This is a genomic window from Burkholderia sp. HMSC10F09, from assembly GCF_001806955.1.
Taxonomy (GTDB): domain Bacteria; phylum Pseudomonadota; class Gammaproteobacteria; order Burkholderiales; family Burkholderiaceae; genus Burkholderia; species Burkholderia multivorans.
The window spans coordinates 1-26,706 of sequence record NZ_KV786772.1 but is presented as its reverse complement, the minus strand read 5'-3'; the positions used below and the strand labels follow the sequence as shown (position 1 = coordinate 26,706).

The window sequence follows — 26,706 nt, the reverse complement described above, 5'->3', positions numbered from 1 at the left end:
AGACCGCCATGACCGCCAGCCTGCCCGCCTCGTCCGTCGCGCAATTGCCGAACGAACGCATCTACGTCACGCAACCGCACTTGCCGCCGCTCGAAGACTTCCTGCCGTACCTCGAGAAGATCTGGGAAAGCAGGACGCTCACCAACGGCGGCCCGTTCCACCAGCAGTTCGAGCGCGCGCTCTGCGAGTATCTCGGCGTTCCGTATCTGTCGCTGTTCGCCAACGGCACGCTCGCGCTCGTGACCGCGCTGCAGGCGCTGCGCATCAACGGCGAGGTCATCACGACGCCGTATTCGTTCGTCGCGACCGCGCATTCGCTGCTGTGGAACGGCATCAAGCCGGTATTCGTCGACGTGACGCCCGGCACGCTGAACCTCGACCCGGCGCGCATCGAGGCGGCCATCACGCCGCAAACCACCGCGATCATGCCCGTGCATTGCTACGGCAATCCGTGCGACGTCGACGCAATTCAGAAGATCGCCGACAACTACAACCTGCGCGTGATTTACGACGCCGCGCATGCGTTCGGCGTACGCACCGACACCGGCAGCGTGCTGACCCACGGCGATTTGTCGGTGCTGAGCTTCCATGCGACGAAGGTGTTCAACACGTTCGAAGGCGGCGCGATCATCTGCCCCGACGCGAAGACCAAGCAGCGGATCGACCATCTGAAGAATTTCGGGTTCGTCGACGAAGTCACGGTCGTCGCGCCCGGCATCAACGGGAAAATGAGCGAGATCAACGCCGCGTTCGGGATGCTGCAGCTGCAGCACATCGACGCCGCGCTTGCGCGCCGCCGCGAGATCGACACGCTGTACCGCACGCTGCTGAGCGACGTGCGCGGGATTCGCTGCCTGCCGCGCGGCGACCATGCGGTCGCGAACTACGCGTATTTCGCGATCCTCGTCGACGAAGCATATCCGCTCGACCGCGATGCGCTCTATCGCAAGCTGCGCGACTACGACGTCTACGCGCGCCGCTACTTCCATCCGTTGATTTCGGAGTTCCCGATGTATCGCGGCTTGCCGTCCGCGAACCGCGACAACCTGCCCGTCGCGTCCGAGGCGTCGCGCAAGGTGCTATGCCTGCCGATCTATCCGGCGCTGACCGATGCGATGGTCCACCGCATCGTCGATCTGATCGCCGGCTGAGCCCGCGACATTCATAGATAGCGCTCGCCCGCCGCACGTTCGCGAATCCGGCGCGCCGGATTCCCGTATGCGACCGTGTACGGGTCGACGTCGCGCAACACCACGGCGCCCGCGCCGACGACAGCGTGCTCGCCCACCGCGATCCGGTGCCGCAGCATCGCGCCGAGGCCGATCGCCGCGCCGCGTCCGATCCGGCAGTTGCCGCCCGTCACGACGCCCGGCGCGAGGCTCGAGAAGTCCTCCATGGCACCGTCGTGATCGAGCGACGCATTCGTGTTGACGATGCACGCTGCGCCGATCGCACAGCACGGATTGATCACGGCCCCCGCCATCACGACCGTACCCGCGCCGATCGTCGAAGCCTTGCCGACCCGCGCGGCAGGATGAATGGCCGTCACGTGCGGAAGATCCGGCACGATCGACGCGAGCGTCGCCGTCACTTGCTCGCGCGCATGGTTGTCGCCGATGGCGACCAGCACGCCCGTGACCCGATGCGCGCCGACCAGTTGCGGCAAGTCGCGCTCGGCGCCGAGCACCGGATAACCGAGCGTCTGCTCGCCGCGCGATCGAAACGAATCGATCAAGCCGGCAATCCGGTACCGACCGGCCTGCTCGACGATGTCGATCACGACTTTGGCGTGCCCCGACGAACCCACGATCACGATGTTGTCCACGCGTGCCTCGATTGAACGGAAAAACAAAAATGCGATGAGTGCCGTCGCACGGTCGTGCACGGCGTGCCCAAGCGGCACGCTACGTGCAATGCGTCGTCAGCCGACACGGGCCGGCTCGTTCGCCGCGGTACGATGGTTCGCAAAATACGCCGCAAACGCCTCCCGCAAGCGCTCGGCCACCCTGATCCAGCTTTCCTCGCGCCCGCGTCGAAACAGCCGCATCGTGCCCGGATACCACGGCGAATCGTCGCGCTCGTGCAGCCAGCGCCAGTCGACGTCCTGATTCGGCAACAGCACCCAGCACGGTTTGCCGAGCGACGCCGCGAGATGCGCGATCGACGTGTCGACGCAGACCACGAGATCGAGTTGCGCGACGATCGCCGCCGTATCGGCGAAATCGCCGATCTCCGAACCGAGATGCAGGAGCGGCAGGCCGCCCGGCGGCATGCGCGCCTCGTCTTCGCCCTGCCCCTTCTGCAGGCTCACGAACTGCACGCCGGGCACGCTCCACAACGGTGTCAGCAACGCGAGCGACGGCAGCGACCGATGCGCGTCGTTGTGATGCTTGGGGTTGCCTTTCCAGACGAGACCGACACGCGGACCGGCAGGCAGCGCGTCCAGCCGCGCCCGCCACCGCGCGACGCGCTCCGGATCGGGCACGAGCCGCACCGGCGGCGGAATCGTGTCGAGCGTCGTCCCTGCATGCAGCGGTGCGCTGAGCGGGCTCGTCCAGTAGTCGAATTCGGGCGAACGCGCGATGGCCGCGTCGTGATCGAGCACCGCGTCGATGCCGTCGACCGTTTCCATGAGCCGATGCAGCGCCGGCTGACACGCGAACACCACACGCGCGGCGCCCCGCGCGCGAAACTCGGCGAAATAGCGGCTGAACTGCAGCATGTCGCCGAGGCCATCCTCCTGCCACACGAGCAGCGTGCGGCCGTCGAGCGGCTCGCCCTGCCACTGCGCGCATCGCAGTATCTCGCGCGTGCGCCGATGAACGAACGTCGACTGCGCGTAGCGCGATTCATAGCGCCGCCAGCCTTCGTCGAACCGGCCGAGACCGAGCAGCAGCGTCGCGAGGCCGAACTGCGCGTCCGCATAGTCGCCGCGCAGTTCGAGCGCGCGGCGGTATGCGCGCTCCGCCTCCGCGAAGCGCCCGGCATGCGCGAACGTCGCGCCGAGGTTGTAGTGCACTTCGGCCATCTGCGGCGCAAGCGCGAGCGCGTCGGCGAAGACGGCCATCGCTTCGTCGTGGCGTCCCTGCGCGCGCAGCACGCAGCCGAGATTGTTGTGCGCCTGTGCCAGGCCGGGGCGGCAGCGAATCGCTTCGCGATACGCCGCTTCCGCTTCGGCGAGACGATCGAGATTCTGCAGCGCGACGCCGAGGTTGTAATGCGCCTCCGGATGATCGGGGCACAGGGCGAGCGCTTGCCGGCTCGCGGCTTCCGCTTCGGGCAGGCGCTGCATGTCGACGAGGACCGCGCCGAGATTCGCATGGGCGAGCGCGTGATCGGAACGCACGGCGATCGCGAGCCGATACGCGAGCTCGGCCTCGGCCTGCCGGCCGACGACACGCAGCACGTTGCCGAGATCGTTCAGCACCTCCGCCGACTGCGGCTCGAGCAGCAGTGCCTGCCCAAACGCCTGTTCGGCCTCGCCGAAGCGGCCGAGCATTTCGAGCAGCTTGCCGAGCCGATGATGATGCGACGCGCGCAGCGGCTCGACCGACTCGAGTTGGCGACGCAGCGCGACTTCGGCGTCGGCGTATCGCTGCTGCGATACGAGCAAGGCGCAGAGGCCATCGTAAGGGGGCTCGAATGCCGGCATCGTGTCGATCGCACGCCGCCACCAGTGCTCCGCATCCGCGTGCAGGCTCAGGCCGAGCGCGCAGACGGCCGCGACATGCAGAGCCATGGCATCGGCCGCGGGCGTGTCGAGCAACGGCGCGACGAGCGACAGCGCGGCAGCGAACTGGCCGTTCTGGCATAGGGTCGCGGCGCGTTGAACGGGCGCGGAATCGGCGGAAACGGGCGTCATCATCGGAGGCGAGGCAAAGGGCCGTGCGCGCGACGATTTCGTTTCAGCGCGGACGGCTTCGGATGACAGATTACCGAAGCGGATGTACGGGCGATGCGAGGAGATGAGCCCGTTCCGCGTGGTTGTTCGGCGGATGGGGGGTGGTGGCGGGTTGGCGACCGGCCACCGCCATCGACGGTTCATCGGACGCCGCCACCGCCTACACCAACGACTCAACTGTTCGACGAACACCCGCCGCAACTCGCCGCGCAGGAACTGGAACTGCACGAACTCGACGACGAGCAGCTCGGCCCGAAATCGCTTGCGTGGCTGCTGGGCGACGACCCGCTCGTTCCGTCCGCGCGCATCGCGGCCGCCATCAGCGGCGGCGGCTCCATCAACGCGCTCGCATGCATGGCCCACGCAGTGCCGGCCAGCGCGCCCGCGCCGAACAGCGCGGTGGCCCACAGCAAATCGTCCGGCGTGCTGCGTTCGTCGTGGCGATCGTTGCGGTGCGCGTCAAGCGTTGCCCGGCCGCCCACCGACAGGCCGCCGCGCCCGAAGCCCGTCAGACGCTCGGCGATGATGCCGTAGGCGATCGCGAATGCGGCCATGCCGATGCCGAGCAGCAGCACCGGCCGGCCGCGACTGAGTCCGACCGCGAGCTTTGCGATGCCCGTGCCCAGCACGATCAATACGATCGCGCGCGCCGCCAGCCGCGCCGCACGCATCTCGCCCGGCGCCCAAAGCCATTCACGCCGGTGCACAGCATCCGCGTATTGCGCCGCGCGCCGCGCGAGGAGCTGGCGGAACGCGCCGAAGCTCACTTCGCCGTCCGGTTGAGCGGCCAGCCATTCGCACTCGTCCGCGTAGGCGCCGGCGCGCGCCGCATCGACGAGCGTCACGCGCGTGCCCAGCCGGCCGGCCCGCCTCAGATCGATCGCGCCCGCCTGGATCAGCGACAGCGTCATCACCTGCACGACGCGCGTCTCTTCGCCGGCGATATACGCGAGCTGCTCGGCGCTCAGGTCCGGCACCGCTTCGCGCGTGAATACACGTCGGCGCCGGCAGCGGTATTCGACCTGCTGCAAGCCGACGATCAGCAGCAGCGCGACGATGCAGGCCGGGATATAGAACGCGAGGAACTGCGGCCCCGTGTAGTTCAGCACGTTGAGGTCCCGCGCCGACGCACAGGTCGCCGCGACACTTGCAGCGGCCGCCGGCCACGCCAGCTTGGGGAGACGGTTACGCCAGTTGCGCCGCGCCGCAGGTGCCGCGGCCCCGCGCTCGTCCGGCGCGCGTGCGGTCGAGCCGCCGTCCGCGCGCGACGATTCGGTGTCGGCACGCGAACGCGCCGGACGCGGCCAGATCGATTCCGGCGGCTCGCAGCCGAACAGCCGACGATAGCTGTCGAGCGTGTCGCGATAGCGCTGCTCGTACACGCGTGCCTCGTCCGGCGCGCCTGTGCCGGGTATGTGATGCAGCGGCGCCTGCAATACGTCGGCACAGAACACCTCCCAGTATTCGCGCGTGTATTGCAGATGGAGATGCCATGCGGCGTCGACCGCGACCGACGGCGTGACCGCATGTCCGGCCGCCTGCGCGAGGAACGCGAAGCGCTTGTATTCCTCGATCACGGCCAGTGCGTGGTCGTGCGACCAGCCTTCGGCGTCGGCGAGACGCCTGCTGTATGGCAGCGGCGCATGGGGGTCGTCGGGAAAATAGGCGTTCAGGCGCGCGAGCAGCGCCTGCTGCCAGTCGGCCGGCATGTCGCCGGCGATCGGAGAAGACGGGATGGTAGCCATCGGCATGGGCGCGATGCGCAGACGGCCGCTGCGATCGTCGCTCGAGTTGTCGTTGCGGGCGATTCTCGCATAACGCGCTTACGCGACGGCGAGGCGGCCCAACGCGCTCGCGCCTTCACGCATGACTGTGCTGAGACCGGCGATGTATGTCAGTGCGATCGAAACAACGACGAAGCGGAAAGCTACAGAGAGGAACGCCTGAACAGGCAATTTGGCGCGCCCGGCTGGGATCGAACCAGCAACCCCTGCCTTCGGAGTTTTATCTACGCGTCACACCCCTTAAAAATCAAAGCCTTATGCGACTCGCAAACCGCAAAACCAAGGCTACCCAAGCACAATCAAGGCTGCCCAAGGCCACCCACACTGTAATTTCACTGCACACTGTAATTTCACTGTAGTTCGCGCCGGCGCGGGCACGCAACCACTACGTGAAATAAGCTCCCCCTAACCGTGACGATTCCATATCGGTCTCTCGATTCGCTGCACTAGTCGGAAGCAATTCGAGCTGATCGCGAGCAGTCCCACTCCCGCTACTTGACAATCTCTAAAACCTGTCACGTATGACAGGGCAGCGAGTCGCAAACCGCGTGCTACAGTCCACGAATCCTTTACTTCATAAGGTTCGGCATGGGCTTCGCATTCATTCGGGACGGAGACACGACCTCACATGGCGGGCGCGTGATTGCCAGCGATATGACCAACACCGTCGACGGCAAGGCGCTGGCTCTGCTCGGCGACATGGTTTCATGTCCGCGCTGCGGCGGCCTCTATCCGATCGTCAAGATCAAGGCAGACCTGCACATGACGTTCAACGGACGTCCCGTCGCGTCCGACGGCGACATAACCGCGTGCGGCGCGACCCTGATCGCCTCCCAAAGCACCGCAACGGCGTCCCCGACATCGGGCGCCGGCGCACCAGTCGGCGGCAGCAAGAGTGTCCTCGCACAGAACGACGGCCCTAATCGCGGCCGCTTCCAGGTCGTCGACGACAACACGCGCCTCCCTATCCGGAACCATCCGTATACGGTCACATCGGCGGACGGCCAAACGATCCACGGCACAACGGACGCAGACGGCCATACGGATTGGCTGAACACGCAACAAGCCGCGTCGCTGTCGTTCCGCCAACCGGGTACCAGCAAGGCATGACCGACTATTCGAGCAGCTCGGCCGCCGGCGCGAGCAAGGGACACGGCAACACGACCGTCGTCGGGCTCGACGGTCGTCTGTCCGGGAAGGACAAGGAAGTGCTCTGCGGCGTTATGTGCCCGTGCGCGCGCATTGGTGTCGCGACGCGCGAAGACAAACGAGGCAGGTCGAGAACGCTCAGGCAGGCGTGTGTCGCTCAACGGCTGGACGCCATGAACGCCGATGCCCGAAAAAGATACGGCGCGCCCACCGAGTATCTGCCGGAAGTCAGCTACGACATGAGCCCGACACCGCCAGCTCCCCCGGTCCCGATCATGGACAAAGCGAGCCCGCTGCGCCCCGATTCCCTTGTCGACTGGATACGCGATAATTGGCCGGGTAGCATGAAAGGCTATCGCGACGGGAAGAAGGCGGGGTTGGATCAAACGCATCGTCCCGATGTCGTGATTGTTCGCGATCCCACTCTGCCGCCCGAGCAATCAAATATCAAAACGGTCGTCGAAATGAAGTTCGAGGATTCATACGGCGATCGTCAAAAGGAGGCATACGTGCGAATCGCCGGCAGCGATAAAAAGGTCGCGACGCTTCGCCCCGCTGACTGCGGATGCCGCGATGACGAGCCGGACGAGAAGCCCGTGCAATCGACGCAAACTCAAACCGACGTCGAGTCGATTTTCGGCGTCAGTCCGGCCGGGCCAGGCCGCGCGCTGCCCGCTCCGATCCCACTTCCGCCGGGCGTTCCCGGCTTCGTGCTCCCCTGAATGCCATGACGAAAGACGAACTGGCCGCATGGGCCAACGACCCCAAGCGGCGCGACACTCTGCCCTATGGGCTGTTCGAGCCGGCCTATCAGAAGGGCATCGTAGGTGCTGCATTCGTCGTGCGTGGCGTCCTGTACTTCAGGAACGGCTACGAGGATGCCACGCGCAAGGCGCTGACGCGCTGCTACGACCGCTATCTCGACGTCATCACCAAGTACGAAGCGGCATTGGCGCAGGCCGAAGGGCGCGACGCGCCGAAGGCCGGCCCGATGCGATGGTTTTACGCCGAGGGTGAAGCGCCCGTCGCGTTCGGCAAATCGCCCGGTTTCGCCGATCTGGCGAAGCGCCTACCGAGTAGCACCGCCCTCGTGTCGACCACGACCAGCGCGGACCACACGCTGGCGGCCGGCTTCTACGACTTCTCCGTGTTCTGCCTCGAAGATTGGGAAGCGAAGTTCGGACGCAGTCTCGATGTCATGTCGTTCACCGTCCCGCGCAGCTTTCTTCAGCTCGCGCCCGGCGCGTTCGAGCGCCTGTTTGCCGAGTTTGCCGATTGGCTGCGCCCGGTGCATGGGCACGCCGGATACGCGGTCAACCTTCCGCCGATGGGGCGCGATCCGAACGAAGCGAGCGAGTATTTTTGGGCGCGACAGTACGGGGCCGGGGTCGATGTCGGCAGTCCACGGCGCACATGCGTGCGCGACCTCACCGACAAGCTGAAGACGGTCGATTGGCTGACAGTGATCGACGCCGATCTGGTTCGCAACGCCGGCGGTGCGGCCGGGCTAATGCTCCCCCCGGACTGGTATCGAAAGTCGCCGCTCGGCGATGGCGGCCTACTCATCCAGGCCGGCACCGAGCCGCAAGCGGGCGTATCGACGGGTGAAGGGCAACCACCGGCACCACCGGCCGCGTACGTCCTGCTGAACAAGGCTCTCCGCCCGATCGTCGCCGACACTATCGACAGCCTGCAAGATGGCACAGTCAGCAGCACCGCCCCCCTTCTCAACACCACCGTTGCGAGCGAAGCGTGGCTACATCGCTTCAACGTGCCCGACGACGAGCTCCCCGACTACTGGGTCGAGCTTCACAAGACGGCAAAGCTACCGGATCGACAGTGACTGCGCCGAGCCTGCATAACCAAGGCGCATAAGACTGCATAGAAGAACAGGCCGGCCTCCCGCCGCGCGGCCCGCGCCGGGCGGCCCGGAGCGCCAGTCGCGTGAGTGCATAAAAACCGTTCGTTTTTGCGGGCAGGTGGGGCGGGGTCACAACTGCGCGCGCCGGGCCGCGATCGGCATCCTCGGGGCGGGGGTCCGGGCCTGAGAACGCCCTCTTCGGCGCGCCACAGGGGACGCCACGGGCCTGCCACGGGCTCGGTCGACCCCGAAAGCCCGCCCGCCGCGCCGGCGGCTCTAGGGCGCCGTATTCCGTCGCGGCCGCGCATGGGCCGGACGTAAAAAAGCCGCCGGCACCGAAGTGCCCGGCGGCTTGTCGTCTGCCGGTTGCGCGGTTAGGCGTCAGCCCTTCGTCGGCTCGAAGTCCCTGAAGCGCACCACCTCGATCCCGAGCCAGTCGTTCACCTCCCGCAGCCGCGCCTTCAGCGGCTCGATCTCGAGCTCGTTGAACACCTCGGCGGCCTTGTGCACGTCGCCGAACCGGCCCGCGTTCGACGGGATGATCCCCATCAGCTGCGGCGGCACGCGGTGCGCCGCGAGCTGATCCTCGACCGTCACCTTCTTGATGTTCCAGAACTCGTCCTTCGCTGCGACCTCCCCGATCGGCAGCAGCTGGATCCCGTCCTTCTTGCCCTTCGGCGCGTACATGAACAGGTTCCGGAAGCCGGCGCGGCAGTACGTCGGCGAAGACGAGGAAACGATCGTCCTGTCCGGCGTGCTGCTGGCCGAGCTGACCGGCGGCGATCTGTCGCTGTCGGTGCTCGAGGCGATGGCGGACCAGCACACCGCGTGGCCGCTACCCGGCGCGGACCAACCGCCCGTCAGCGCGGCTGTTCGCGCTCTATATTATGTCCGCCCCGGCGGTCTCGTCTTACCCGCGCCCTACGCCGCAGCGGGCCCGCCCCGTACATGCGGCGATTGCCGTGCCGGGGCAAGGGGCCACTTCCGGTACATTGCACTCAGCCGCGCGCTTCTCGTCCCGGCTCGTCTTCCTTGACGCGCCAGCGCCAGTAACGATCCGGCTTGACCCATACGACCGTAGTTTCTGTAAGATTTTTGAACGCGTCGAGCAGGGCGCGACCAACGACCAGATTTCCGTCGCTGTTCTCCCGCAAAAGCTGTCCGGCTTTGGCTTTCACCAAATAATCGACCACATCATCTTGGTAGATACAGCCGTCGCGTTCTAGCTGCGCGAGCATCCATTTTGCCGCAGCCGAGGCATCCTTCACTTCGCGTCCGTCTTCGAAACGGCCTGGATAGAATCCCCTGGAAAAACGCCGGATTCGAGTTTCTTTCCCGCAAACCACTGGCAACGATACGATGTGGTCGTTTCACTCGGCAGCACTTGAACGGTCATTTCCGGACCGCCTGATTTGAGTTGAACGATGTCGCCAACTTTGAACTTGTGAGCCATTCTTATTCTCCGATTTGGTCTGCCACTTTTATACACTACTCACGCATTGCGCGTCGAGCGCGCTACGGGACTCAGCTACAGCATCCAGCAGCGATCTTTCGATTGGCGGTCAGTCGCACCGTCTACTACTGGTATTGGAGGGATCATGGCAGCAACACCCGAAGAGCAGCGAGCCGAAGAAGAGCAGGCGATTGAGGATGAGCGGCAAGCTTTCGAACGCAGACGGCGTGCGTTTCTTGCGGTTCAATCGCAGTTCTCGCCACGTGGAAATGGGATGCCGCGCGATGACGACCTACGAGAGCTTGAAGAGGCAGATGCCGATTGGAAGGTGAAGAGCGCAGTGGTGGATCGAATCACCGATGAGATACTGCTCTGGAAAACGTCGATAAGCGGTCGGCCACGCCTCAGCGCAACTGCCTACCGAGTCCGGCAGAGTAAAATAACGGCACCCGAGCAATCCGGCTCAGGGCAATCAAGCAGAAATCGTCGGACTCGTATAGGACGCGCGGTGTGCGCTGAGGACGGAATCAGGTTTGCGGAAATTACCGTAAATACCTGATTCTAAAGAATTTCTTGGCGCGCCCGGCTGGGATCGAACCAGCAACCCCTGCCTTCGGAGGGCAGTACTCTATCCATTGAGCTACGGGCGCCTGAGACAGTGAAACGACCCCAATAAACAAGATCGCCCACGATTTGGCAAGACGGCAAGGATACCCTGTTTCCGATGACGCGTCCACCTTGCGCGCCGGCTCCCGCCGCCACCCGCATCCCGTGCGGGTAAACACGCGCCATCGCGCCGCTCGCCGTGATGTAAACGTTCCGTCTATAATCGTCCGTGCTTCATTGGACAGCCATTTTGCCGTTGCACCGCGCTCACAATTCCTATTCACGGAGACGAGGCAAGCATGAGCGAAGCACCCCACGAATCTCCCGTCAAAACCCCCGGGCAGCTGATTGCCCTCATCATCGCGTCGTTCGCGATTCCGATTGCCCTCATCGTTCTGTTTGCCACCTATGCGAACCACGCGTTCCGCGCGGGCGCCGGCACGGACGCGCTGTCCGACGATCAGGTCGCGCGGCGCATCGCGCCGATCGCGCAGGTCGACGTGAAGGATGCCAACGCACCGCGCACTTACAAGACGGGTGAGGAGGTGTACAAGGCGGTCTGCGTGACGTGCCACGGCACGGGCGCCGCGGGCGCGCCGAAGTTCGGCAGCAAGGACGACTGGGCGCCGCGCATCGCGCAAGGCTTCGACACGCTGCTGAAGACGGCGCTCGCCGGCAAGGGCGCGATGCCGCCGCGCGGCGGCACGAACCCGGACGACGTCAGCGACTACGAGATCGCGCGCGCGATCGTCTACATGGCGAACAACGACGGCGCGAACTTCCCCGAACCGGCCGCACCGGCCGCCAACGCGGCGCAGCCCGCCAGCGGCGCGGCAGGCGCATCGGGCGCCGCCGACGCGGCCAGCGCGCAAATCGCCGCCGCGCAGGCCGCGATCGCCGCGATTCCGAAGGCCGGCGAAAAACCGGCAGCTGCGCCGACGAGCGCCGATGCCGCATCGGCCGGCAAGGCGCTGTACACGCAGGTCTGCCAGGCCTGCCATGCTGCGGGCGTGCTGGGCGCGCCGAAATTCGGCAGCAAGGAAGACTGGGCGCCGCGCCTGAAGGACTCGATGGATACCGTCTACAACTACGCGCTGCACGGCAAGGGCGCGATGCCGCCGAAAGGCGGGTCGAACGCGTCGGATGCCGACGTGAAGGCGGCCGTCGACTACATGGTCAACGCAGCGAAATAACGCACGCCGCGCCATAAAAAAACCCGCGACGCGTTGTGCGTCGCGGGTTTTTGTTTGCCCGGGCGGTCGCCGCACCGTCGCTGCGGCATCACTTCTGCAGCAGCGCCTTCAGGCTCGCGAGGCGGTCCTTGGGCGTCATCGGCGCTTCCTCGGGCGTCGGCGGCGGCGCATCGTCGAGGCCCATCTCGGGAATGAACCGCGACGGCTCGCACACGACGGTCTCGCGCGCCCGCTTGCGCTTCTTGCACCAGTTCAGATGCAGGCTGCGCTGCGCGCGCGTGATTGCGACGTACATCAGCCGGCGCTCCTCCTCGATCCGCTCGTCGTCGATCGGGCCATCGTCCTCGCTGCCGCCGCGGTGCGGCATGATGCCCTCCTCGACGCCGACGAGGAACACGTGCGGATACTCGAGCCCCTTCGATGCATGGACGGTCGACAGCCGCACGGCATCCGGATCCTCTTCCTTGCCTTCGAGCATCGACATCAGCGCGACGGTCTGGATCAGCCCGAGCAGGTTCTTGCCGGTATCGGCGAGCCCGTCCGCGTTGTGGAAACCGTCGGCCTCGCCGTCGACGGCTTCCGTCTCGGGCTTCGTGCCCTTGCGCTTCAGCCATTCGAGGAACTCGAGCACGTTCTGCCACTTCGACTGCGCCTGCCGCTCGTCGAACGCGTCGTACAGATACGCCTCGTAGTGGATTGCTTCCATCATGTCGTCCAGCACGACGGACGCCGGCTCCTTGTCCGCGCGCTCGGTCAGGCGCTGGATGAAGTCGCAGAACATCCGCAGCGGTTCGATCTGCCGCGCCGACAGCCGCGCCTCGATCCCGCCCATATAAACGGCCTCGAACAGCGATACCTTCGCCTGCCCGGCAAACGCGCCGAGCGCCTCGAGCGTCGTGTTGCCGATCCCGCGGCGCGGCGTCGTGACGGCGCGAATGAAGGCGGGATCGTCGTCGGCGTTCGCGATCAGGCGCAGATACGCGCACAGATCCTTGATCTCGGCCTTGTCGAAGAACGACTGGCCGCCGGACAGCACGTACGGAATCCGCTCGCGCCGCAGCACCTGTTCGAAGATTCGCGCCTGGAAGTTGCCGCGATACAGGATCGCGTAGTCGCGGAACTGCGCGCGCCGCTCGAACTTGTGCGCGGACAGCCGGAACACGACCGATTCGGCCTCGTGCTCCTCGTCGTTGCACGCGGTGACGGTGATCGCGTCGCCCATCCCGTGCTCGGACCACAGCTTCTTCTCGAACAGCTTCGGATTGTTCGCGATGACGTTGTTCGCGGCAGTCAGGATCCGCACCGTCGACCGGTAGTTCTGCTCGAGCTTGATCACGTGCAGCTTCGGAAAATCCTTGCCGAGCTGCGCCAGGTTCTCGAGCGTCGCGCCGCGCCAGCCGTAGATCGCCTGGTCGTCGTCCCCGACCGCCGTGAACGCGGCGCGCGGGCCCGCGAGCAGCTTCAGCAGCTGGTACTGGCACGCGTTCGTGTCCTGGTATTCGTCGATCAGCAGGTAGCGCAGCTTGTTCTGCCAACGGTCGCGCACCTGCTCGTTCTTCGCGAACAGCTCGGTCGGCAGCCGGATCAGGTCGTCGAAGTCGACGGCCTGGTACGCGTGCAGCGTCGCGACGTAGTTGCGGTACACGAGCGCGGCCTGGTGCTCGTCCTCGTTCGCGGCGATCGTCATCGCCTCCTCGGGCGTGACGAGGCCGTTCTTCCACAGCGAAATGATGTTCTGGATCTTGCGGATCAGGCCCTTGTCGGTCGTGCCGATCTGCTCCTGGATCATCCCGAAGCAGTCGTCCGAATCCATGATCGAGAACTGCGGCTTCAGGCCGACGTGCTCGGCCTCCTGGCGCAGGATCTGCACGCCGAGCGAGTGGAACGTGCAGACGGTCAGCTGGTTCACGGGCACCTTGCGCCCTTCCTTGCCGGGCGTCGTGAGCGTCTTGCCTTCGAGCAGCTTCGACACGCGCTCGCGCATTTCGGCGGCCGCCTTGTTCGTGAACGTGACGGCCGCGATGTGGCGCGGCTCGAAGCCCTTCGCTTCGATCAGGTGCGCGATCTTCTGCGTGATCACGCGGGTCTTGCCGCTGCCCGCGCCGGCGAGCACGAGGCAGGGACCGTCGAGGTAGCGCACCGCTTCGTTCTGAGCGGGGTTCAGGCCTGCGGACATGATGTCGGATGATGTTGCGGTTGACGGCGATAGGCCGGGAGGATGCCGCGCGCGCCGGAGGCTGCGAAGCACGCGCATGCGCGGACGGGACGCGCATGTTAACACGTCGGCGGCGCGCGTTTCGCGAAGCCTGCCGCCAACCGCCGGCACGGCGCGGCACGCCGCGCCCGCGATCGCGCGGTTGGCGCAGCGCCGGCGCGCACCGCCCTCGCACCTCGGCCGAACGGCCGATCGCGCCCCACCGCGGCGTCATGCCAAAATAGCCAGTCGTCATCGCGCCGCCCCGGCGCGCGATCCTTCCGTTTCATTCGTCGCCAGGAATTGCCATGTCGTCATTGCTCAGGATTGGTCTGATGGGTTTCGGTTTCGCGGGCGCCACGTTTCACGCGCCGGTGATCGCCGCGAGCGGCCGCACGGAAGTCGCCGCGATCGCGACGGGTCAGCCCGATCGCGCGCGCGCCGCGTATCCGGGCGCGCGCATCGTCGCCGATCTCGACGCGCTGCTCGCACTCGACGACATCGATTGCGTGGTGATCGCCACGCCGAACGACACGCACTTCGCACTCGCGCGCCGCGTGCTCGAGGCGGGCCGCCACGTGGTCGTCGACAAGCCGGTCACGCTGACCGCCGACGAAGCGCTCGCGCTCGCCCGGCTCGCGAACGCGCGCAGCCGCTTGTTCGCGCCGTTTCACAACCGCCGCTGGGACGGCGATTTCCTCACGGTGCGGCGACTCGTCGAAGCGGGCGAGCTCGGCCGCCTGACCTATTTCGCATCGCACTTCGACCGCTTCCGGCCCACGCCGCGCACGCGCTGGCGCGAGGAACCGGCCCGCGGCGGCGGCCTGCTGCTCGACCTCGGCCCGCACCTGATCGATCAGGCGCTTGCGCTGTTCGGGCTGCCCGAGACGGTGAGCGCGACCGTCAAGACGCGCCGCGACAACGGCACCGCGCCGGATTTCGTGCATCTGCTGCTCGGCTATCCGGACAAGGACGTCGCGCTGCACGCGAGCGCGCTGTCGGCGATCGAGCCGGCGCGCTTCACGCTGCACGGCACGCGCGGCAGCTATCAGAAATACGGCCTCGACACGCAGGAAGACCAGCTGAAGGCCGGCCTTACGCCCGACGACGTCGAATTCGGCGGCGGCAACCGCCCGGGCGTGCTGCGCGTGCTCGAGGGCGAGATCGAAGTCGAGCGGCCGGTGCCGACGCTCGACGGCCAGTACGCGGAGTTCTATCGCGCGCTCGCCGCGGCGGTGCAAGACGCGGCGCCGTTCCCGGTCACGCCGCAGGACGCGGTCGACGTGATGACGATCATCGAGCTCGCCGCACAGAGCGAGCACGACGGGCGACGGTTGCCGTTCGTGCGGCGCACGATCTGACGGCACGCGCCGCGGCAGCGCGGCTCGGGGCGCCTGCCGCCGCGCTTGGGCAGCCGCGTCAGCGCGGTCGGCCTCGACCACCGCGCAAGCGCGAGCCGCTTTCGGCGGCCGTCCCGCCGGCGCCGGCTGCCGCCCGGCCCAACCCGGCCCAACATTCCGTTACAACTGGCGCGGGAACGAAAGTCAGCGGTACGCCGGTCTGACGCGTTTCCCAAAAAGCCGATCCGACACCCTATCGTCAGGAGAATTCGATGCAACGGTTGGTTCGCGCAGCGCTCTGCTGCGTCCTGATTTCTTCGCTCGCCGCATGCGTCGTCGAGCGGCCGCGGCCTGTCCGTCCGGCGCCCGCCCCTGCGGCCCCGGCACCGCGCCCGAATCCGCAGGCGGCGGCCAACGAGCGGATGCAGCAGGTGCTCGGCCGCATCGACATCCTTCATCGCCGCATCGACACACGCGTGAACGGCGGCGCGTATCCGCCGCCGTACGGCGCCCAGCTGCACCATCGTCTCGACGTGATCCGGCAGGAATCGAGCGACATGGCCGGCCAGCACGGCGGCGGGCTGTCGGCCGACGAACAGCGCGTGCTGAATCAGGAACTGGACACGGTCGCGCGCGCGATCGGCGAGTGATCCGGCACCCGTCGCGGCTGGGAAACGGAGCGGTGTCGGGCACCGCCGCTTGTCGCGAAGCGACATTCTTTTGCTCAAATTGACAAGGCTCGACCGCTCGCGTACAGTCGCCCGCACGCGTCGGGAGAGCGCGTGACCGCAGCGTTTCAGCACCGGTCGCGCCGCCGAAGGGGCACACCCGCAAACTCTCAGGCAAAAGGACCGACCGCGTCGGGGAATCGCGTCCGCGCTTCGCGCGGGCCGCACCACTCCCCGCACTCTGGAGAGCGGCAGTAGCCGGCTGCGCATGCAGCGCCGGCAGGCTGCCCACCGAAGGGGCGCGCGTTTGCCGGGGCAATCCCGCAGCGCAATCTCTCAGGTATCGAGGACAGAGGGGCATGTACAGGATCGCTCGCCGGCCCATCGCCGCAGCGGTCGGCACATGGCCGTTCTGATCCGCGCGCAAGCGCCTTGCCTGAGGCCTCGATGACTGCACTGAAACATACCCCGCTCAACGCCGCGCATCGCGCACTCAATGCCCGCATGGTCGATTTCGGCGGCTGGGACATGCCCGTCAACTACGGCTCGCAGATCGAAGAGCACGAAGCGGTGCGCACCGACGCCGGCATGTTCGACGTGTCGCACATGTGCGTCGTCGATTTCACCGGCAGCCGCGCGCGCGCCTTCTTCGAGCACGCGATCGCGAACAACGTCGGCAAGCTGAAGACGCCCGGCAAGGCGCTCTACTCGTGCCTGCTCAATCCGCAAGGCGGCGTCATCGACGACCTGATCGTCTATTACTTCACCGAAGACTTCTTCCGCGTGGTCGTCAACGCCGGCACGGCCGACAAAGACATCGCCTGGTTCAACCAGCTCAACGAGCAAGGCGGCTACGGGCTCACGATCGCGCCGCGCCGCGATTTCGCGATCGTCGCCGTACAAGGTCCGAACGCACGCGAAAAGGTCTGGGCGACCGTGCCCGCCGCGCGCGCCGCGACGAGCGAGCTGAAGCCGTTCAACGCCGCGCAGGTCGCCGGCACGCCGTTCGGCGATCTGACGGTCGCGCGTACCGGCTACACGGGCGAGGACGGCTTCGAAGTGATCGTCCCCGCCGTGCACGTCGAGGCGCTGTGGAACGCGCTGCAGCAGCACGGCGTGCGTCCGTGCGGGCTCGGCGCGCGCGACACGCTGCGGCTCGAAGCCGGCATGAACCTGTACGGGCAGGACATGGACGACACCGTGTCGCCGCTCGACGCGGGCCTCGCGTGGACGGTCGACCTGTCGACGCCGCGCGCGTTCGTCGGCCGCGAAGCGCTCGAGCGCGACGGCACGCGCGCCGCCTTCGTCGGCCTGATCCTGCAGAAGGAAAACGGCAAGGCGGGCGGCGTGCTGCGCGCGCACCAGAAGGTCGTCACGGCGCACGGCGAAGGCGAGATCACGAGCGGCACGTTCTCGCCCTCGATGCAGGAATCGATCGCGTTCGCGCGCGTGCCGACGGCCGTCCAGGTCGGCGACACCGTCCATGTGCAGATTCGTGACAAGCAACTTCCCGCGCGCGTGGTAAAACTGCCGTTCGTGCGCAACGGCAAGGTCCTCGCTGCGTAACGACCGGGAGTGCCTCCCGGTTCGCCGGGATATGGCGCCCGGCAAAACAACCGCATCGGCGCGCCCGCCCGGCGCGCCGGCACAACGAATCACACTTTTATCCAGGAGCATCCGATGAGCAACGTCCCGGCCGATCTGAAGTACACCGAGGAACACGAGTGGATCCGTACCGAAGCAGACGGCACGCTGACGGTCGGCATCACCGATCACGCGCAGAGCACGCTCGGCGACATCGTCTTCCTCGAACTGCCGGAAGTCGGCAAGCAGGTGACGGCCGGCGACGCGGTGGGCGTCGTCGAGTCGGTGAAGGCCGCGTCCGACATCTATTCGCCGGTGTCGGGCGAAATCGTCGAGATCAACTCGGCGATCGTCGACACGCCGGACTCGGTCAACAGCGACGCATACGCGAGCTGGCTGTTCAAGATCAAGCTCGCCGACGGTGCATCGACCGACAAGCTGATCGACGCGGCCGCCTACGGCAAGCTGATCGACTGATTTTTCCGACCCGAAACGCGCGGGGCCGGCAGCCATCCGGCGCCGCGCAAGCCGGAGGCGGCCGCCGCGCCGCTTCCGGTCGACCGCCCAGCATGGGGCCGGACCGGCGCCGATACGCCGCTCCGTCCCGATAGGAACGCCATGAAGCTCGAACACCCGGACCGCCTGATGAACCGCACGCCCCTCTCGCTCGCCGCGCTCGAAACGCACGACGCGTTCGCCGAACGCCACATCGGCCCCGATGCCGCCAGCCAGCAGGCCATGCTCGACACGCTCGGCTTCGCGTCGCGCGCCGCGCTGATCGACGCCGTGATCCCGGCCTCGATCCGCCGCAACGAAACGCTGCCGCTCGGCCCGTTCTCGCAGCCGAAGAGTGAAGCCGAAGCGCTTGCCGCGCTGCGTGCGCTCGCGGACAAAAACCAGGTGTTCCGCTCGTATATCGGCCAGGGCTATTACGACACGCATACGCCGGCCGTGATCCTGCGCAATGTGCTCGAAAATCCGGCGTGGTACACGGCCTACACGCCGTACCAGCCCGAAATTTCGCAGGGCCGTCTCGAGGCGCTGCTGAACTTCCAGCAGATGGTGACCGACCTGACGGGCCTCGCGATCTCGAACGCATCGCTGCTCGACGAGGCAACCGCGGCGGCCGAAGCGATGACGCTGCTGCAGCGCGTCGGCAAGCCGAAGTCGAACGTGTTCTACGTCGCCGACGACGTGCTGCCGCAGACGCTCGAAGTGATCCGCACGCGCGCGCTGCCGATCGGCATCGAAGTGAAGACGGGCCCGGCGGCCGACGCCGCGCAGTCGAACGCGTTCGGCGTGCTGCTGCAATATCCGGGCGTGAACGGCGACGTGCGCGATTACCGCGCGCTCACCGATGCGATCCATGCGGCCGGCGGCCACGTCGTCGTCGCGGCCGACCTGCTCGCGCTGACCGTCCTGACGCCGCCCGGCGAATGGGGCGCGGACGTTGCGGTCGGCAACACGCAGCGCTTCGGCGTGCCGATGGGCTTCGGCGGGCCGCACGCCGCATATCTCGCGGTGCGCGACGAATTCAAGCGCCAGATGCCTGGCCGCCTCGTCGGCGTGACGGTCGACGCGCAGGGCAAACCGGCGCTGCGCCTCGCGCTGCAGACGCGCGAACAGCATATCCGCCGCGAAAAGGCGACGTCGAACGTCTGTACGGCGCAGGCGCTGCTCGCGATCATGGCGAGCATGTACGCGGTCTATCACGGCCCGCACGGCCTGAAGACGATCGCGCTGCGCGTGAACCGCATCGCCGCGCTGTTCGCGGCCGGCGTGAAGCAGCTCGGCTTCGCGACGGTCAACGACACGTTCTTCGATACGGTCACGGTAGACACCGGCGCACGCACCGCGCAGGTCCACGCATTCGCGAACGCGAAGCGCATCAACCTGCGCCGCGTCGGCGACACGCGCGTCGGCGTATCGATCGACGAAACGACGACGCGCGACGATCTCGCCGATCTGCTCGCGGTGTTCGCGCAGGCAGCGGGCGGCACCGCGCCGTCCGTCGACGCATTGGATGCGGGCCTGGGCGGCGAAGCCGCGCTGCCGGCCTCGCTCGTGCGTACCAGCGCGTACCTGACGCACCACGTGTTCAACCGCCACCATTCCGAAACGGAAATGCTGCGCTACCTGCGCAGCCTGTCGGACAAGGATCTCGCGCTCGACCGCTCGATGATCCCGCTTGGCTCGTGCACGATGAAGCTGAACGCGACTTCCGAGATGCTGCCGGTCACGTGGCCCGAATTCGGCCGCATCCACCCGTTTGCGCCGGCCGAGCAGACCGTCGGCTATCGCGAGATGATCGACCAGCTCGAGCAGATGCTCGTCGCGGCCACCGGCTACGCGGCCGTGTCGCTGCAGCCGAACGCGGGTTCGCAGGGCGAGTACGCGGGCCTGCTGATCATTCACGCGTACCATGCATCGCGCGGCGAAGGCCACCGCGACGTGTGCCTGATTCCGGCGTCCGCGCACGGCACGAACCCGGCGTCCGCCCACATGGCCGGCATGAAGGTCGTGGTCGTCGCGTGCGACGCGCAAGGCAACGTCGACATCGCCGATCTGAAGGCGAAGGCCGAACAGCATTCGGCGAACCTCGCGGCGATCATGATCACGTATCCGTCGACGCACGGCGTGTTCGAGCAGAACGTGCGCGAGATCTGCGAGATCGTGCATGCGCACGGCGGCCAGGTCTACGTCGACGGCGCGAACATGAACGCGATGGTCGGCCTCACCGCGCCGGGCCAGTTCGGCGGCGACGTGTCGCACCTGAACCTGCACAAGACGTTCTGCATCCCGCACGGCGGCGGCGGCCCGGGCGTCGGCCCGGTCGCGGTCGGCGCGCACCTCGCGAAGTTCCTGCCGAACCAGCGTTCGACGGGCTACACGCGCGGCGAAGACGGCATCGGCGCGGTATCGGCCGCGCCGTACGGCTCGGCGTCGATCCTGCCGATCTCGTGGATGTACATCGCGATGATGGGCGCGAAGAATCTGACGGCCGCCACGGAAACCGCGATCCTCAACGCGAACTACATCGCCAAGCGCCTCGCGCCGCACTATCCGGTGCTGTATTCGGGCCCGGGCGGGCTGGTCGCGCACGAGTGCATTCTCGATCTGCGTCCGATCAAGGAATCGAGCGGGATCACCGTCGACGACGTCGCGAAGCGCCTGATGGACTACGGCTTCCACGCACCGACGATGAGCTTCCCGGTGCCGGGCACGCTGATGGTCGAGCCGACCGAATCGGAGTCGAAGGAAGAACTCGACCGCTTCATCGACGCGATGATCGCGATCCGCGACGAAATCCGCGCGGTCGAGGAAGGCCGCGCCGATCGCGAGGACAACCCGCTGCGTCACGCGCCGCACACGGCCGCGGTCGTCACCGCGAACGAATGGCCGCACGCGTACTCGCGCGAGCAGGCTGCGTACCCGGTCGCGTCGCTCGGCACGAACAAGTACTGGCCGCCGGTCGGCCGCGCGGACAACGCGTACGGCGACCGCAACCTGTTCTGCGCGTGCGTGCCGATGTCGGAATACGCATAACGCAGCGCCGGTCCGATCGTCCGGCACGCCTTGCCCCGCACGCCGCCGCGCGCAGCGTGCGGGGCGCGCGCCGCAGGCCGATCCGCCTCACATTCGTCCGCCAATCCGGCTAACATCACGCGATCCAGCCAAACGAGGAGTTCCGTATGGTGCGTCCGATGTTTCCGGGCCACGACGCGACGCAGACGCAGCGCCGCATGCGCGCCGGCCGCTTCGTGCCGACGCTCGCCGCGTCGCTGTCGCTTGCCGCTGCCGGCTTCGGCGCGGCCGGCAGCGCGCACGCGGCGATGAATTTCTGCGCGGCGCCTGCCCTGCAGGCGAGCGAGACGACGCATGCCGAACCGGGCGTGCAGGCGCTGATCCGCAGCGTCGACGCGCGCATCGGCGAGCAGCCGCACGCGATGGCGCGCGTGCACACCGAAGGCACGCTGCCGCACGAGGGGATCTACGATCAGAGCGTCGAAGCACTGAAGGACATGGATCTGATGCGCGACGCCGCGCTCGCCTGGCGCGTGACGAATACGCCGCGGTATCTGCAGCTCGTCGACCGGTTCCTGTCCGCGTGGGTTTCGACGTATCGACCGAGTTTCAATCCGATCGACGAGACGCGCTTCGAGAGTCTGATCCTTGCGTACGACATGACCGCGAGCGCGCTGCCCGTGAAGACGCGCAACGCGACGTCGGCGTTCATCGCGAAGCTCGGCGCCGGCTATGTCGCGCAGATCGACGCGCAGAAGCGGCCGCTCACCGGCATCTGGCGCAACAACTGGCAGAGTCATCGGATCAAGCTGATCGCGCTGTCCGCGTTCACGCTCGGCGACCGGAAGATGATGAACGCCGCGCAACGGCTGTTCGTCGAGCATCTGGCCGACAACATCGGCCCGGACGGCGCGACCTCGGATTTCGGCGAACGCGATGCGTTGCACTATGCGGTCTACGATCTGCAGCCGCTCGTCACGGCCGCGCTGGCCGCGCGCCGCTTCAACCGCAACTGGCTGCGCGAGCGCGGAACGAACGGCGCGACGCTCGCCGCGGCGCTCGACTGGCTCGTACCGTACGCGCTCGGCGAGAAGACGCACGAAGAATTCGTGCATTCGACGGTACCGTTCGATGCGAAGCGTCGCGAGGCCGGCTTGCCGGGCTATACGGGGCAGTGGGACCCGAAAAACGCCACCGAACTGTTTCATCTCGCTGCGCGGCTCGACGGACGCTACGCCCGCGTCGCGCAGCAGCTTTCTCCAACGCCGCCCGCATGGCTCGCCGCGTGCCTGCCGTTGCAGGCGCGCTAGTTTTTTATCGCAAGGCAGGAATTCAAATGGCAGTCAGCGTGTTTGACCTCTTCAAGATCGGCATCGGGCCGTCCAGTTCGCATACGGTCGGACCGATGCGCGCAGCGCTGATGTTCGTCCAGGGCCTCGAGCGCGACGGACTGCTCGACGCGACTGCGCACGTGAAGGTCGAGCTGTACGGTTCGCTCGGCGCGACCGGCAAGGGTCACGGCACCGACCGCGGCGTGATGCTCGGCCTGCTCGGCGACGCGCCCGACACCGTCGATCCGGACACGATCGGCGCACGACTCGAGCAGGTGCGCACGTCGAAGCAGCTCGCGCTGCTCGGCAAGCACCCGGTGCCGTTCGTGCTGAAGGAGAACATCGCGTTCTACCGGCAGGCGCTGCCCGAACACCCGAACGGGATGAAGCTGCGCGCGTCCGACGCGAACGGCGCGGTGCTCGCCGAGCGCACGTATCTGTCGGTCGGCGGCGGCTTCGTCGTGACGGCCGGCGCACCGAACACGAAGGTGCTGAGCGCGGCCGAACAGATGACGCATCCGTTCCGCACCGGCGCCGAGCTGCTCGCGCTGACCGAGTCGACCGGCAAGTCGATCGCACAGCTGATGTGGGAAAACGAGCGTGCGTGGCATACCGAGCAGGAGACGCGCGACGGCCTGCTGAAGATCTGGGCCGTGATGCAGTCGTGCGTGTCGCGCGGCTGCGGCATCGGCAACCCGGACGCCGAAGGCAACCTGCCGGGCCCGTTCCAGGTGAAGCGCCGCGCGCCGCAGCTGTACCGCGCGCTGACCGGCAACCCGGAGCGTGCGCTGCAGGATCCGCTGTCGATGGTCGACTGGATCAACCTGTATGCGATCGCGGTGAACGAGGAAAACGCGGCAGGCGGGCGCGTCGTCACCGCGCCGACCAACGGCGCGGCCGGCATCATCCCCGCCGTACTGCATTACTACACGCGCTTCACGCCGGGCGCGAACGAACAGGGCGTGATCGACTTCCTGCTGACGGCCGCCGCGATCGGCATTCTGTACAAGCTCAACGCGTCGATTTCGGGCGCGGAAGTCGGCTGTCAGGGCGAAGTCGGCGTCGCCTGCTCGATGGCGGCCGGCGCGCTCGCGGCGGTGCTCGGCGGCACGCCGCGCCAGGTCGAGAACGCGGCCGAGATCGGCATGGAACACAACCTCGGCCTCACGTGCGACCCGGTCGGCGGGATGGTGCAGATTCCGTGCATCGAGCGCAACGCGATGGCATCGGTGAAGGCCGTCAACGCGGCGCGCATGGCGCTGCGCGGCGACGGCTCGCACTACGTGTCGCTCGACTCGGTGATCAAGACGATGCGCGAAACCGGCGCCGACATGAAGACGAAGTACAAGGAAACGTCGCGCGGCGGGCTGGCCGTGAACATCGTCGAGTGCTGAGCGGCGGCCGTCGCGGCCGCTCGCCCCGACCGCGCGATACGCGCCCGCCTTACATCGGCGGGCCGTCGCGCGCCGGCCGCCGTCGCGACCGTTCGAACCGGCTGGCCGCGATGTCCGCGTGCTAGCCGATCAGCCAGTTCTCCAGCCTCAAGCCCGGATAACTCGCGAAATCACGCTCGTTGTTGGTAACCAGCACGACGTCGAGCGATACGGCGTGCGCGCCGATCAGCTTGTCGAGATGATCCTTCTTGCGTTCGCGCGTCGCCTCTCGAATGGGGCCGTATGCCTGCGCAGCCGCTCCGTCGAACGGCGCCACCGGGATATCCTCGATCAGCGCGGCGAGATTGCGGCGTTCGCGGGCCGGATTGGCGCATAGCGTCACGCCGTACTCGAGCTCCGCATAGGTGATCGCCGACATGACGACGTCCCCCGTGTAGCACTGCGCGAAACGCCGCGCGACCTGCTCCGGCTGGTTCTTCATCAGATAGATGCACATGTTGGTGTCGAGCATGTAGCGCGGCATCACCAACCCTCGCGCTCGGCCTGTTCCTGATCGCCGCGCCCCTCGGCCATGAAATCGGGCCCGAATTTCGCGAACTTGCCGAGCACGCCGGTCAGCGGCCGCCGCGCAGGCCGGATGCGAATTTCGTCACCGACACGCTCGATTTCGAGTTCGATATCGCTGCGCTCATAAGCAAGATCCGCAGGAATCCGCACCGCCTGCGAGTTGCCATTCCGGAAGACCCGGGTGGTATGCATGTCATCTCTCCCATTACGGATGTACGATGGATGTACATTACGTCATTCTTCGTCCAATGTAAATCCATGTGTGTACACGACGCGGCTTGCGCCCTCCCGTGTTCCGACACTTTTCATCGGCCGGCATACCGAAGCCCGGCCAACGAGCGTAATCTGTACGTCCCGCTACCCAGGGAGACGGCAGCCCATGTCGCATTCCAAGGATCTCGAGCAGCCCGCCACCACCGGCGCGCGACTGCTCGTCGATGCGTTGCTCGCCAATCACGTCGAACGCGTGTTCTGCGTGCCGGGCGAGAGCTTTCTCGCCGTACTCGATGCGCTCGCGGACGACACTGCGCGCATCCAGACGGTCGTCTGCCGCCACGAGGCGGCCGCCGCGAACATGGCGGAAGCGGTCGGCAAGCTGACCGGCCGCCCCGGCATCGCGTTCGTCACACGCGGGCCCGGCGCGACGCACGCGTCGATCGGCGTGCATACCGCATTCCAGGATTCGACGCCGATGATCCTGTTCGTCGGCCAGTGCGCGCGCGAGCATCTCGACCGCGAGGCGTTCCAGGAAATCGACTACCGCCGGATGTTCGGCCAGATGGCGAAATGGGTCGCGCAGATCGACGATCCGCGCCGCATCCCCGAATACCTGAGCCACGCCTTTCACGTCGCGACGTCCGGGCGGCCGGGGCCGGTCGTGCTCGCGCTGCCGGAAGACGTGCTGTCCGACGCGTGCGCGCCGCAGCCGCCGGTGCCCGCCGCCAAGCGTGTCGCGGCCGCGCCGTCGCCGGCCCAGATCCACGAGCTGCGCGAACGGCTCGCGCGCGCGGAACGCCCGTTCGCGATCGTCGGCGGCAGCGGCTGGACGCCCGAGGCCTGCGCGAACCTGCGCACGTTCGCCGAACGCTGGCAGTTGCCGGTCGGCTGTGCATTCCGGTATCAGGACACGTTCGACAACGCGCATCCGAACTACGCGGGCGACGTCGGGCTCGGCATCAATCCGGCGCTCGCGAAGCGCATCCGCGACGCCGACTTGCTGCTCGTGCTCGGCCCGCGCCTCGGCGAAGCGACGACCGGCGGCTATACGTTGCTCGACATCCCGAAGACGCGGCAGACGCTGATCCACGTGCATCAGGGCGCGGACGAGCTCGGCCGTGTCTATGCGGCCGATCTGCCGATCGTCTCGGGGATGCCGGAGATCGCCGCGCCGCTCGCCGCGCTCGAGCCGCCCGCCGCGCTTCCGTGGGCCGCCACGGCCGCCGACGCGCACCGCGCCTACCGCGAGTGGCATGCGCCGCTGCCGATGCCGGGCGACGTGCAGCTCGGCGACGTGATGGTGCAGCTGCGCGAGCGGCTGCCGCACGATGCGATCGTGACCAACGGCGCGGGCAACTATGCGATCTGGCTGCATCGTCATTTCGCGTACCGCCACTTCCGCTCGCAACTCGCGCCGACGAGCGGCGCGATGGGCTACGGCGTGCCGGCCGCGCTCGCCGCGAAGTCGCTCCATCCGTCGCGCGCGGTGGTCGCGCTGGCCGGCGACGGCTGCTTCATGATGGCCGGCAACGAACTGGCGACCGCGATGCAGTACGGGCTGAACATCGTCGTGATCGTCGTCAACAATGGGCATTTCGGCACGATCCGCATGCATCAGGAACGCAACTATCCGGGCCGCGTGCACGGCACGGGCCTCACGAACCCCGACTTCGCGGCGTACGCGCGCGCGTTCGGTGCGCATGGCGAGACGGTCGTGCACACGGCAGAATTCGCGCCGGCGCTCGACCGCGCGCTGACCTGCGGGCTGCCCGCGCTGATCGAGATCCGCATTCCGCAGGACGCGAGCACGCCGGCCGCGACGCTCGAACAGATCCGCGAGCAAGGCCGTCGCGCGCGCGGCACATGACGGTGGCCACGCTCGCCGCGCCGGCCGCCGCCGCGCTGTCGCACGACGCGGCGCTCGCGTTTCCCGGCACGCT

General features: G+C 67.1%; 23 protein-coding genes, 1 tRNA gene, 1 pseudogene and 2 riboswitches. Of the genes and pseudogenes, 15 read left to right on the top strand and 10 right to left on the bottom strand.

From position 1 onward, the window contains the following. Positions 1 to 8: 8 nt before the first annotated feature. On the top strand, positions 9 to 1,151 hold the full coding sequence (gene vioA, locus HMPREF3115_RS17855) for a dTDP-4-amino-4,6-dideoxy-D-glucose aminotransferase VioA (RefSeq protein WP_006411258.1): 1,143 nt from the start codon (positions 9 to 11) through the stop codon (positions 1,149 to 1,151). Between the two features lie 11 nt (positions 1,152 to 1,162). On the opposite strand, the gene HMPREF3115_RS17850 is transcribed toward vioA, so the two are convergent. From HMPREF3115_RS17850 to HMPREF3115_RS17840, 3 genes are all read right to left on the bottom strand, one after another. Then, positions 1,163 to 1,825 (bottom strand): acetyltransferase, encoded by a 663-nt coding sequence (locus HMPREF3115_RS17850; RefSeq protein ID WP_070555478.1) that lies wholly within the window; start codon positions 1,823 to 1,825, stop codon positions 1,163 to 1,165. Between the two features lie 96 nt (positions 1,826 to 1,921). After that, positions 1,922 to 3,865 carry a tetratricopeptide repeat protein gene (locus HMPREF3115_RS17845; RefSeq protein WP_070555462.1) on the bottom strand — a complete coding sequence of 648 codons (1,944 nt, stop codon included), beginning with the start codon at positions 3,863 to 3,865 and terminating at the stop codon, positions 1,922 to 1,924. 209 nt (positions 3,866 to 4,074) lie between these two features. Further along, positions 4,075 to 5,646: a TIGR04222 domain-containing membrane protein gene (locus HMPREF3115_RS17840; protein ID WP_176748752.1), complete on the bottom strand. Its 1,572-nt coding sequence runs from the start codon at positions 5,644 to 5,646 to the stop codon at positions 4,075 to 4,077. A 627-nt stretch (positions 5,647 to 6,273) separates the two neighbouring features. On the opposite strand from HMPREF3115_RS17840, the gene HMPREF3115_RS17835 reads away from it, so the two are divergent. From HMPREF3115_RS17835 to HMPREF3115_RS17825, 3 genes are read left to right on the top strand one after another with little or no spacing between them, the layout of a single operon-like run. After that, on the top strand, positions 6,274 to 6,795 hold the full coding sequence (locus HMPREF3115_RS17835; RefSeq protein WP_070555457.1) for a PAAR domain-containing protein: 522 nt from the start codon (positions 6,274 to 6,276) through the stop codon (positions 6,793 to 6,795). Next, the gene (locus HMPREF3115_RS17830; RefSeq protein ID WP_070555453.1) at positions 6,792 to 7,556 is read left to right on the top strand and encodes a VRR-NUC domain-containing protein; all 765 of its coding nucleotides are present in this window, start codon (positions 6,792 to 6,794) and stop codon (positions 7,554 to 7,556) included. The genes HMPREF3115_RS17835 and HMPREF3115_RS17830 overlap by 4 nt, the downstream gene beginning before the upstream one ends. Before the next feature lie 5 nt (positions 7,557 to 7,561). Next, positions 7,562 to 8,677, top strand: a complete 1,116-nt coding sequence (locus tag HMPREF3115_RS17825; protein WP_070555451.1) for a DUF3396 domain-containing protein — start codon at positions 7,562 to 7,564, stop codon at positions 8,675 to 8,677. A gap of 399 nt (positions 8,678 to 9,076) precedes the next feature. On the opposite strand, the pseudogene HMPREF3115_RS17820 reads toward HMPREF3115_RS17825, so the two are convergent. Continuing rightward, positions 9,077 to 9,397: pseudogene (locus tag HMPREF3115_RS17820) on the bottom strand (Presumed portal vertex protein); the annotation flags it as partial. Here HMPREF3115_RS17820 and HMPREF3115_RS32525 point away from each other — a divergent pair. Beyond that, complete coding sequence (locus HMPREF3115_RS32525) at positions 9,381 to 9,731, top strand: phage tail protein (RefSeq protein ID WP_070555445.1); 351 nt, start codon at positions 9,381 to 9,383, stop codon at positions 9,729 to 9,731. The pseudogene HMPREF3115_RS17820 and the gene HMPREF3115_RS32525 overlap by 17 nt on opposite strands. On the opposite strand, the gene HMPREF3115_RS29520 is transcribed toward HMPREF3115_RS32525, so the two are convergent. Next, the gene (locus tag HMPREF3115_RS29520; protein ID WP_200053094.1) at positions 9,694 to 9,963 is read right to left on the bottom strand and encodes a DUF6953 family protein; all 270 of its coding nucleotides are present in this window, start codon (positions 9,961 to 9,963) and stop codon (positions 9,694 to 9,696) included. The two genes, HMPREF3115_RS32525 and HMPREF3115_RS29520, sit on opposite strands and share 38 nt — an antisense overlap. Then, on the bottom strand, positions 9,960 to 10,148 hold the full coding sequence (locus tag HMPREF3115_RS29515) for a YodC family protein (RefSeq protein ID WP_083302236.1): 189 nt from the start codon (positions 10,146 to 10,148) through the stop codon (positions 9,960 to 9,962). Before HMPREF3115_RS29515 ends, HMPREF3115_RS29520 begins: the two co-directional genes overlap by 4 nt. Before the next feature lie 145 nt (positions 10,149 to 10,293). On the opposite strand from HMPREF3115_RS29515, the gene HMPREF3115_RS30965 reads away from it, so the two are divergent. Beyond that, positions 10,294 to 10,707, top strand: a complete 414-nt coding sequence (locus HMPREF3115_RS30965) for a hypothetical protein (RefSeq protein ID WP_141751694.1) — start codon at positions 10,294 to 10,296, stop codon at positions 10,705 to 10,707. A 15-nt stretch (positions 10,708 to 10,722) separates the two neighbouring features. On the opposite strand, the gene HMPREF3115_RS17805 is transcribed toward HMPREF3115_RS30965, so the two are convergent. Then, positions 10,723 to 10,798, bottom strand: a tRNA-Arg gene (locus tag HMPREF3115_RS17805). Positions 10,799 to 11,053: 255 nt separating this feature from the next. Here HMPREF3115_RS17805 and HMPREF3115_RS17800 point away from each other — a divergent pair. Next, positions 11,054 to 11,947 carry a c-type cytochrome gene (locus HMPREF3115_RS17800; protein ID WP_006408293.1) on the top strand — a complete coding sequence of 298 codons (894 nt, stop codon included), beginning with the start codon at positions 11,054 to 11,056 and terminating at the stop codon, positions 11,945 to 11,947. 88 nt (positions 11,948 to 12,035) lie between these two features. Here HMPREF3115_RS17800 and HMPREF3115_RS17795 read toward each other — a convergent pair whose 3' ends face one another. After that, complete coding sequence (locus tag HMPREF3115_RS17795) at positions 12,036 to 14,123, bottom strand: UvrD-helicase domain-containing protein (RefSeq protein ID WP_012467743.1); 2,088 nt, start codon at positions 14,121 to 14,123, stop codon at positions 12,036 to 12,038. Positions 14,124 to 14,449: 326 nt separating this feature from the next. Between HMPREF3115_RS17795 and HMPREF3115_RS17790 the strand changes: the two genes are divergently transcribed. The 7 genes from HMPREF3115_RS17790 to HMPREF3115_RS17760 all read left to right on the top strand — a co-directional run bounded on the left by HMPREF3115_RS17790 (position 14,450) and on the right by HMPREF3115_RS17760 (position 23,983). Then, a complete protein-coding gene (locus HMPREF3115_RS17790) occupies positions 14,450 to 15,502 on the top strand; it encodes an oxidoreductase (RefSeq protein ID WP_035945761.1) in 1,053 nt (350 codons plus the stop codon). 251 nt (positions 15,503 to 15,753) lie between these two features. Then, entirely contained in the window at positions 15,754 to 16,131 is a 378-nt protein-coding gene (locus HMPREF3115_RS17785) for a hypothetical protein (RefSeq protein ID WP_006415625.1), read from the top strand. Positions 16,132 to 16,242: 111 nt separating this feature from the next. Continuing rightward, a riboswitch (glycine riboswitch) is annotated at positions 16,243 to 16,346 on the top strand. A 34-nt stretch (positions 16,347 to 16,380) separates the two neighbouring features. After that, positions 16,381 to 16,512, top strand: a riboswitch (glycine riboswitch). 84 nt (positions 16,513 to 16,596) lie between these two features. Continuing rightward, positions 16,597 to 17,715 carry a glycine cleavage system aminomethyltransferase GcvT gene (gcvT, locus tag HMPREF3115_RS17780; RefSeq protein ID WP_070555439.1) on the top strand — a complete coding sequence of 373 codons (1,119 nt, stop codon included), beginning with the start codon at positions 16,597 to 16,599 and terminating at the stop codon, positions 17,713 to 17,715. Between the two features lie 114 nt (positions 17,716 to 17,829). Continuing rightward, on the top strand, positions 17,830 to 18,210 hold the full coding sequence (gene gcvH / locus HMPREF3115_RS17775) for a glycine cleavage system protein GcvH (RefSeq protein WP_006401422.1): 381 nt from the start codon (positions 17,830 to 17,832) through the stop codon (positions 18,208 to 18,210). A 141-nt stretch (positions 18,211 to 18,351) separates the two neighbouring features. Then, entirely contained in the window at positions 18,352 to 21,279 is a 2,928-nt protein-coding gene (gcvP, locus tag HMPREF3115_RS17770) for an aminomethyl-transferring glycine dehydrogenase (RefSeq protein WP_006408288.1), read from the top strand. A 146-nt stretch (positions 21,280 to 21,425) separates the two neighbouring features. After that, positions 21,426 to 22,568, top strand: coding sequence for an alginate lyase family protein (locus HMPREF3115_RS17765; RefSeq protein ID WP_070555436.1), 1,143 nt, complete (start codon positions 21,426 to 21,428; stop codon positions 22,566 to 22,568). 26 nt (positions 22,569 to 22,594) lie between these two features. After that, positions 22,595 to 23,983, top strand: coding sequence for an L-serine ammonia-lyase (locus HMPREF3115_RS17760; protein ID WP_006408285.1), 1,389 nt, complete (start codon positions 22,595 to 22,597; stop codon positions 23,981 to 23,983). A gap of 121 nt (positions 23,984 to 24,104) precedes the next feature. Here HMPREF3115_RS17760 and HMPREF3115_RS17755 read toward each other — a convergent pair whose 3' ends face one another. After that, entirely contained in the window at positions 24,105 to 24,506 is a 402-nt protein-coding gene (locus HMPREF3115_RS17755) for a type II toxin-antitoxin system VapC family toxin (protein ID WP_053296685.1), read from the bottom strand. After that, the gene (vapB, locus tag HMPREF3115_RS17750) at positions 24,506 to 24,742 is read right to left on the bottom strand and encodes a type II toxin-antitoxin system VapB family antitoxin (RefSeq protein ID WP_006408845.1); all 237 of its coding nucleotides are present in this window, start codon (positions 24,740 to 24,742) and stop codon (positions 24,506 to 24,508) included. Before vapB ends, HMPREF3115_RS17755 begins: the two co-directional genes overlap by 1 nt. A gap of 187 nt (positions 24,743 to 24,929) precedes the next feature. Between vapB and HMPREF3115_RS17745 the strand changes: the two genes are divergently transcribed. Further along, positions 24,930 to 26,633, top strand: coding sequence for a thiamine pyrophosphate-binding protein (locus HMPREF3115_RS17745; RefSeq protein WP_070555434.1), 1,704 nt, complete (start codon positions 24,930 to 24,932; stop codon positions 26,631 to 26,633). The last annotated feature ends 73 nt before the right edge of the window (positions 26,634 to 26,706 follow it).